Source organism: bacterium (assembly GCA_030652805.1).
Classification (GTDB): Bacteria; JAHJDO01; JAHJDO01; order JAHJDO01; family JAHJDO01; genus JAHJDO01.
In genome coordinates this window covers 1-7,886 of the sequence record JAUSPT010000045.1, presented here as the reverse complement: position 1 = coordinate 7,886, position 7,886 = coordinate 1, and the positions used below count along the sequence as shown (strand labels likewise).

General features: G+C 38.3%; 8 protein-coding genes. 1 reads left to right on the top strand and 7 read right to left on the bottom strand.

From position 1 onward, the window contains the following. Positions 1 to 2: 2 nt before the first annotated feature. From Q7J67_05035 to Q7J67_05015, 5 genes are all read right to left on the bottom strand, one after another. A complete protein-coding gene (locus Q7J67_05035) occupies positions 3 to 176 on the bottom strand; it encodes a hypothetical protein (protein ID MDO9464644.1) in 174 nt (57 codons plus the stop codon). A gap of 204 nt (positions 177 to 380) precedes the next feature. Further along, positions 381 to 2,345 (bottom strand): ABC transporter permease, encoded by a 1,965-nt coding sequence (locus tag Q7J67_05030; protein ID MDO9464643.1) that lies wholly within the window; start codon positions 2,343 to 2,345, stop codon positions 381 to 383. After that, entirely contained in the window at positions 2,342 to 3,307 is a 966-nt protein-coding gene (locus tag Q7J67_05025) for an efflux RND transporter periplasmic adaptor subunit (protein ID MDO9464642.1), read from the bottom strand. Before Q7J67_05025 ends, Q7J67_05030 begins: the two co-directional genes overlap by 4 nt. Then, positions 3,297 to 4,571, bottom strand: coding sequence for a TolC family protein (locus Q7J67_05020; protein MDO9464641.1), 1,275 nt, complete (start codon positions 4,569 to 4,571; stop codon positions 3,297 to 3,299). The genes Q7J67_05025 and Q7J67_05020 overlap by 11 nt, the downstream gene beginning before the upstream one ends. Before the next feature lie 126 nt (positions 4,572 to 4,697). After that, positions 4,698 to 5,291, bottom strand: a complete 594-nt coding sequence (locus Q7J67_05015) for a retropepsin-like aspartic protease (GenBank protein MDO9464640.1) — start codon at positions 5,289 to 5,291, stop codon at positions 4,698 to 4,700. Positions 5,292 to 5,349: 58 nt separating this feature from the next. On the opposite strand from Q7J67_05015, the gene Q7J67_05010 reads away from it, so the two are divergent. After that, complete coding sequence (locus Q7J67_05010) at positions 5,350 to 5,781, top strand: peptide chain release factor-like protein (protein MDO9464639.1); 432 nt, start codon at positions 5,350 to 5,352, stop codon at positions 5,779 to 5,781. Between the two features lies 1 nt (position 5,782). Here Q7J67_05010 and Q7J67_05005 read toward each other — a convergent pair whose 3' ends face one another. Together Q7J67_05005 and ychF are read right to left on the bottom strand one after the other, a co-directional pair. Further along, positions 5,783 to 6,628, bottom strand: a complete 846-nt coding sequence (locus Q7J67_05005; protein MDO9464638.1) for an SDR family NAD(P)-dependent oxidoreductase — start codon at positions 6,626 to 6,628, stop codon at positions 5,783 to 5,785. After that, a complete protein-coding gene (gene ychF, locus Q7J67_05000) occupies positions 6,625 to 7,692 on the bottom strand; it encodes a redox-regulated ATPase YchF (protein ID MDO9464637.1) in 1,068 nt (355 codons plus the stop codon). Before ychF ends, Q7J67_05005 begins: the two co-directional genes overlap by 4 nt. Positions 7,693 to 7,886 lie beyond the last annotated feature (194 nt).

Sequence of the window (7,886 nt, the reverse complement as noted above, 5' to 3'; positions counted from 1 at the left end):
AACTATGTCTTAAATCGTCTAATTCCTTCTGAAAATCTCTTTAACATTCTTTTTTCTACCTTTGATGTATGTTTCTGCCTTTTTTTATTCTCTATCTCTTTTTCTTTTTCCTTTAATTCTCCATTTTGCAGAACTCTTGTTAAACATACTATTGAAATAAATAATCTTGCTAACATATCGAACAGTCACTTTAATATTACCCTACCTCAAATTACCAAAAACCTCAATAAATTTAATTTTTGGATTGCTCAATCAAGTTGAGTAATGATGTAAAAAACGAGATTGCTTTGGATTTCATTCTTCGCAATGACGTAAAGAAAAAAGGGCACAAAATATTGTGCCCCTACAAAATAAAAGGGCGGAGGCAAAGGGGGACTCTTTTATTCGTATCTTAACGCTTCTATCGGATTGAGTTTTGCAGCCTGACGGGCAGGCCAGAAGCCGAATCCTATCCCAACGGCAACAGAAAACGTCGTAGCCAAAACTACCGATGATACAGAAACCTTAGTTGCCCAGCCTGCAAAGAAAGACAAGAGGGAAGCTATGCCCACTCCAAATATAATACCAATTATTCCACCGCTAAATGTCATAACAACGGACTCAATAAGAAACTGGGACAGTATGTCTTTCCTGCGTGCTCCTATTGCCTTACGAAGACCTATTTCTCTGGTACGTTCGGTTACTGAAACAAGCATAATGTTCATAATGCCTATGCCGCCGACTAAAAGGGCTATAGCTGCGATAGAACCCAAAAGCAAAGTCATTGTCCTTGTTGTGCTCTCTAGAACTTCCTGAATTTCAGCCATGTTACGAATTCGAAATGAACTTTCATCGTCTTCGTCAAGACGGTGAAGTTTGATAATAAGCTGGCGTATTGAAGATTGTGCTTTCTCCATCATACTAATATCTTTTACCTGCACATCAATAGAATCCACATAATCCTTTCCCAGAAGCCGGTACATAGCAGTAGTAATAGGAATAACCACCAGATCATCCTGGTCATGCCAGCCGGTTGCTCCTTTCTCCGGCAGAATACCGATTACCTTAAAATTTATGCGGTTTATTCTGACTGTTGAGCCAACCGGATTAATATCTTCGAAAACTTCTTTTACTATAGTAGTCCCAAGCAAAACCACTTTCTGACGCATCCGTAACTCTTCTTCTGCAAAAAACCTGCCGACAGTAGGAATAGACGCCCGCATGGATGCGTAATCTGCTCCTGTGCCGTAAACCTGTGTATTCCAGTTTTTATTGCCATAAACGAGTTGAGCACGACCTCTTACCGTAGGAGAAACTTTTTCCAGCATTGGCAGCTTTGTGATTGCCTCCGCATCTCTTAGCGTAAATCGAGTGATTGCTCCGGCTTCTAAAGCTACTCCGTGCGTTCGTCGGGAGCCGGGGCTTATAACTAAGAGATTTGAACCTAAAGAAGCTAATCTTTGCGAAATAGACTCTTTTGCTCCCTGCCCTAAAGCGAGCATAGCAATTACTGCTGCAACACCGATAAGAATACCAAGAATAGAAAGGATTGAACGCATCTTATGTGAAAATATGGCCTGAACAGCCTGTCGGATATGGTCTAAGAACTCGGCCTTTCTGACAGTTGAATGTGACTCCGATAGAATGTCTTCTAATGGAATGATTACAGAGGGTGAAGAAACCTTCTCAGTCTCAGTTTTAATTTTTTCATCAGAAATAATTTTACCGTCGCGCATACAAATGATTCTTTTTGCGTACTGGGCAATCTCTTTCTCATGGGTAACCATCACAATGGTTTTACCATTCTGATTCAATCTTTGCAAAATTGCCATAATCTCTTGTCCGCTCTTTGTGTCAAGATTGCCTGTTGGTTCATCGGCAAAAATAATCAATGGTTCATTCACTAAAGAACGTGCAATGGCAACTCGTTGTCGTTCTCCGCCGGAAAGTTCATTCGGGCTGTGAGATGCTCTCTGTGTGAGACCAACCGCCTCAATCTGTTGTAGAGCTTTCTCTTTTAGGTGACGTTTACCAGCATAGATTAAAGGAAGTTCTGCATTCTCCAAGGCAGTCATTCGGGGAAGCAGATGAAATTGCTGAAAGACAAAACCTGCCAGACGATTTCTTAAAATAGCTGATTCATCATCAGTGAGATTCGCTACTTCTTTTTTTCCTAAATAGTACGAGCCTGAATCAGGCTTGTCTAAAAAACCTAATAAATGAAGAAGAGTTGATTTGCCGGAACCTGAAGGACCCATAATGGCAACAAATTCCCCCGGAGTAATCTCCATGGATACATTACGTAACGCCTGTACTCCTATTTCGCCAATTTTGTAGGTCTTGTTTATATTCTTTAATTCTATCACTTCTTTTTCTTACGAGAAGGCATAAAAGGATTACTGCCGCCATCTGTGCCTTTTGAGGGCATATACTTCTGGGTCTTAATTATTATTTTATCTTCTGGCATCAGCCCTGAGATAATTTCTATGTTTTGTTCATCAGAAATGCCAGGTTGAACCTCACGCTTAAGGGACTTTTCATCTTTGCTTTGACTTAAAAGGACAAAACTGCCTTTTTTATCCCGATTGAGGGCTTCAAGAGGTATGATCAAGATATTATCTTTGTTTGTCTCTACTATGTTTACGTTTGCGCTCATACCTGAGCGAAAAACATCGGGTACCCGCTGGGGAACAATTTCAACTTCATAAATAGTGACATTATTAACAACCTTAGATTCGTAGGATATATGGTCAACTTTTGCGTCTACTTTTACCTGAGGATATGCGTCTAAACTGATGATTGCTGTTTGACCGGGCTTTACTTTTCCGATATCGGTTTCATCAACCTGAGCATTAACAATTAGGCGGTCCGATAATACAATCACAGCGTCAGAAGAAGTAACAGTCTGACCCGGTTCAACTGCTCTAACAATTACCTCTCCGTCAATAGGGGCTACCAGAGGAGTAGGCTTATACGCATCCTGCCAGTATTTCATGCTTTTTTCGTCCTGCGCTCTGGCGGCATCTAAAAGAGCTGCCCTTTCCGTTGAGCTCATCCATGCAAGGGTTTGACCGATTTTTACTTTTTCCCCCTCTTTAACCAAAATACTCTCAATTCGTCCGCTGATTGTCGGCTTTAGCTCAAGGCGGTTTTGAGGCTGTACTGTGCCGGTCGTTGATATAAAATTTTGAATATTGCCATAGACTGGCGTTATTACCTTGACAATTTCTTGAGAAACCTTGCCTCTATTTGTCCTTATTGCCACTATGCCGATGATAAGTAATACGATTAATAAAATAGAATAAACTTTCCACTTCTTATTTTTCATAATCCAGAGTTCCTCCTTTTGCCTGTATCCAGTTAGCTTCATTTACCAGAATATTTGCTTGAGCATTCAAAAAAGATTTCTTTGCACTTACGATATTATCTTCAATAATTATCCAATCATTAAAAGATACAAGTCCTGTCGAATACTGAGCATTAGCTATCTGTGCCCGTTCTTTAGCGGCTTCAAGATATTTGCTTTGCACAGAGACCCTGTCCGTTGCATTCTGAAACTCTGTCCATGTTTCTTCTAATGTAAAAATAATACTATCTCGTCCGCTTCGTTCATCCGCTTGTGCCTTATTCAGTCCTGCTTTGGCTTTAGAAATTTTAGCTATTCTGCTTCCGCCTTCGAATATTGGCAAAGATACGCTTACACCAACCGACCATGCATACGTATCCTCGTCCGGCAGCCAATCCGAGTTAGTTGTTCCTGTAGTGGCACTGGCGTAAACTTTAGGGAAAAAGTCAGCCTTAGCAGATTTTAAACCAAATCTAGCCGCTTCTTTCTTAGCAATAAGTTCCTTTAAGAAAATCGTGTTATCAGCTAAATATTCAAAGTTTGGTTTTTGTCTATTGATCTCTGTAATTCCGAAATCTCCATTTGCCTCAATAGATACCAATTTTCTGCGTCCTAATTCTTTTGTTAATTGTCTTTGGGCCAGAGAAACACTCCTTTTCGCCTGAACAACTTCAAATTCAGCCTGAGCTAAATCAGCTTGAGAGGTCAACAATGAACCCCTGTGTTCTCTGCCTGCTTCGTAACGCAATTTTACAAGTTCCGAATTCTGTTTTCTGCGCAAAGCTATCTCTTCTGTCATAAGAACAAGTTTCTGGGTTCTTAGAAGTTCAGTAAAGGCAGTTTTTAATCTTAATCTTATATTGGAAGACGTTACTGCATAGTTATATTGAGAAGCCTTTATAGTTTCCGAACCAGCCTTTACATCATTAGCTATTTTAAAGCCGTCAAATAATAATTGTTTTCCTGTTATGCTGTATGAAGAAGCCTCGTATTCTTTTTTAACATCCGTTTCTAATTTTTTGTCGCTTGCATCAGCGCTTATCTGCGGCAGCATAGTACTCATGGCTATTGATTTGTCTGCTTTGGATTGTTTTAAATTTTCCTGTGCCGATAGTAAATCAGGATGATTTTGTTTTGCCTCTTTAACGCAAGCCTCCCATGTAAGCGCTTCTTCAGCTTTAGCTTCAAACAATGCAAAACTAAAAAATAACAAGAAGGTAATAACCAGCTTTATACATCTGAACATTTTATTGCTTCCCTTTCTTATAGAACTCATTGTATGCACTTTATCATGTTAGACGAGAAAAAAGAGAAAAAGTTTACACTAGAAATTTTTCTGATCTTTTCATAACTAACTCTTATAAAGAGCTTTTTATCTATTGGGCTTTTTTCTCTTTTCCAGAGTTAATTCACTTTTTTCAGTATCTATTTTAAAAATAAAATTATTCAAAAAAGACATGCCTAGCAGTCCATCCGATTCACCCGATATCTCTCTGTCAAGAATAACAACTCTTACATTATAGGCCTTTACTTTGCCGACTTTGATTTCTTTAATATTAACTGCTCTGCCTTCTACCTTCTGCCCATTTGCTAATTCACACAGAACTTTTTCGCCTTCATTCTTTTTTATCTTCAGCTTTTTGGCTATTCTTGCGGATATTTGTGTATGAGTACACCCTGTGTCAATAACCAGTTGTGTTTTTACTTTCTTGTTTAGAACCGCATTGGCAAATAGGGCATTGCCTACTTTGGTAAGTTTTATGACTTTCCTGCCACCGGGTATCTTAACTACTGTGGCAACAATCTTTCCGGTGGTTGTAATCAGTTTGCCCGTTGTTTGCAACGTTACTACAACTATTTTTCCTGCAACAACTATTATCTGTCCTGGGAGTTTCAAAATGGCGCATCCGCTTAAAAATAACGCGGCGCAAACGAAGATAGCTATAATGTTATATTTTTTATTCATTTCGCAATATGTTATCATAAATATGATAAATGACCAATAATAAGTGAATGGATATAGTATGGCTTTATCTAAGTATGGAATAAGTCAGGTAAAAGAAAAAAGACTCCATGAAAAAATGCAACAGCTGGGTATCAATGAATCGGATATCATTGAACGCTTTGTCCGTTCCAGCGGCGCAGGCGGGCAGAAAGTAAATAAAACCTCAACATGTGTTTATCTTAAGCATATTCCATCAGGTATTGAGGTCAAATGCCAGAAAGAACGCTCACAGGTACTTAACAGATTCCTAGCCCGCAGAATACTCGCTGATAAAATAGAGCAGATTCAGCTAGGCAAGAAAAGCGAAGAAGCGAAGCGCATTGCCAAAATAAGGCGACAGAAACGCAAGAGATCAAAAAGGACAAAAGAGAAAATTCTCAGAGTAAAAAAAATTCAGTCGGAAAAGAAAAAATCCCGCGCTTTTAAAGCAGAAGAAGAATTAGACTTATAAATCACAACTTACCGTATTTCCTGTTTAAATAAATCGTTGTCAGGAAATCAAGAATTCTGGCTGGAACGATTATGGGAACATATAAGGCGAGATATGCAGACAGGGTAACTGGATATCTGATCTTGGGTCTCTTACTCTCCAGTGCGTGCTTAACTTTTTTATAAAGAGCATCAGGTCCGGGAATGTTCTTTTTTGTTTCTTTTGTCTGTCTGTATTTACCCATTTTTTCGTATATATCTTTGTAATGACTGTTCTCAGGAGGATTGACCTGATTTTGAAAGATGGCTAAGGCGTTTTTGCTGAAATCGCTTTTAAGAGGCCCTGGTTCAATAATAGAGACATTTATACCTGTGTTTCTAAGCTCAAGCCGCAATGCATCAGAAAGTGCTTCAAGAGCAAACTTTGATGCTGAATAAGCTCCCATAAACGGAGTGCTGAACCTTCCTGCAGCAGAACTTATATTAATAATACGACCTGTTTTGTTTTTACGGAAGATCGGAATTATTCGATTAGTGAGTTCATGCACTCCGAAAACATTAATTTCAAACTGGTTGCGCATAGCGTCTCTTGTTATATCCTCAAGAGCTCCTGAATATCCGCATCCTGCATTATTAATCAGCGCATATAGCTTCCCATTTGTTTTCTCAGAAACATATTTAACAAGTTTTTCAATGGACTCTGAATTTGTTACATCAAGAAAAAAAGCATTAATCCCCTTGATCTTCAAATTCTCAATATCCTGTTCCTTTCTTGCAGTAGCAAACACATTCCATCCATCTTTTTGCAAGGATTCAGCCATATACAACCCAAGTCCTGACGAACATCCTGTAATTAGAACTGATTTCATACATTAAACCTTATATCTATTATGTCTCCATCTTCTACAATATAATCTTTCCCTTTAACATAGCATTTTCCAGCTTCTTTTACTTTCGCTTCTGTGCCAAGGGATACTAAATCCTCGTATTTAATAACCTGTGCTCTTATAAAGCCGCGCTGGAGATCTGTGTGAATTACCCCTGCTGCTTCAGGAGCTGTAGAATTTTTTCTAACCATCCATTCCCGAACTTCATCCTTGCCTACAGTAAAGAACGATATTAATCCAAGCGTTTTATAAAATGATCTTGTTAGAGCATTGATTGCCGGTTCTTCTATCCCAAGCTCAGAAAGAAAGTCTTTTTGCTCTTCTTCTGGAAGAGAGGCTATTTCAGATTCTATCTTAACGGAAACTTGTATTATCTCCATTTGTTGATCTTTGTATTTCAGCTTTACAGAGTCAAGAAGACTCGTATCTTTTATATCTTCTTCTTCAACATTCAAAACTATTATCATCGGCTTCATAGAAATAAATTGATATGCTAATATTAGTTTAAACTCTTCTTTATTCAGAGGCATAGTTCTGAGAGGCAGCTCTTTCTCAAGATGGGCTTTTAGTTTTAAAAGTATTTCTTTATCTTTTTCTTTAATTATATCCTTTTTTCTTGAAAGCTCTTTATCTATTCTTTCAAGTCTTTTTTCTATAAATATCATATCATTTAGAATTAGTTCGGAATTAATTGCGGCTATATCCCGAATGGGATTAATTGAACCTTCAACATGGTAAACTGATTCATCTTCAAATGAGCGGACTATATGGCAAAGCGCATCCACATCTGCGATCTTTGCAAAAACCTCTCCTCTTGATACTGTTTCCTTTTCTATTTTAGGAAGAAGCGATATGTCTATTGTTGCAGGAACCTCGTTTTTAGGGGAATATATGGAAACAAGTTTGTCAAATCTAGTATCCTTTACTCTTACAACGCCAGGGATTATGTCTCTTGAATTATCTGGTGTGTTGGATTTTTGTTGTGTCAGAACTTCAAATAGAATTTTCTTGCCAACTTGAGGAAGTCCTATAATTCCTATTTTCATGCCGCTACTATAACAAAAATCGTTTGTTTTTGTCAAAGTAAGAGCGCATATTCTATGTAATACCAAAATGATAATGTCCCTTTCTAGCAAATTAAAAATGTCCCCTTTGAGGGGTTACAATGTTCTCCAGAAGGAAGGAGGAGGACATTATGGAGAGAAAGGGCGTTATCACAATGACTGCGAAGGAATTAAGA

Bases quoted from the DNA above. Each gene is read 5' to 3' on its own strand.
- Q7J67_05035 (MDO9464644.1), bottom strand. From the start codon at position 176: ATGTTAGCAAGATTATTTATTTCAATAGTATGTTTAACAAGAGTTCTG.
- Q7J67_05025 (MDO9464642.1), bottom strand. From the start codon at position 3,307: ATGAAAAATAAGAAGTGGAAAGTTTATTCTATTTTATTAATCGTATTA.
- Q7J67_05020 (MDO9464641.1), bottom strand. From the start codon at position 4,571: ATGTTCAGATGTATAAAGCTGGTTATTACCTTCTTGTTATTTTTTAGT.
- Q7J67_05015 (MDO9464640.1), bottom strand. From the start codon at position 5,291: ATGAATAAAAAATATAACATTATAGCTATCTTCGTTTGCGCCGCGTTA.
- Q7J67_05010 (MDO9464639.1), top strand. From the start codon at position 5,350: ATGGCTTTATCTAAGTATGGAATAAGTCAGGTAAAAGAAAAAAGACTC.
- Q7J67_05005 (MDO9464638.1), bottom strand. From the start codon at position 6,628: ATGAAATCAGTTCTAATTACAGGATGTTCGTCAGGACTTGGGTTGTAT.
- ychF (MDO9464637.1), bottom strand. From the start codon at position 7,692: ATGAAAATAGGAATTATAGGACTTCCTCAAGTTGGCAAGAAAATTCTA.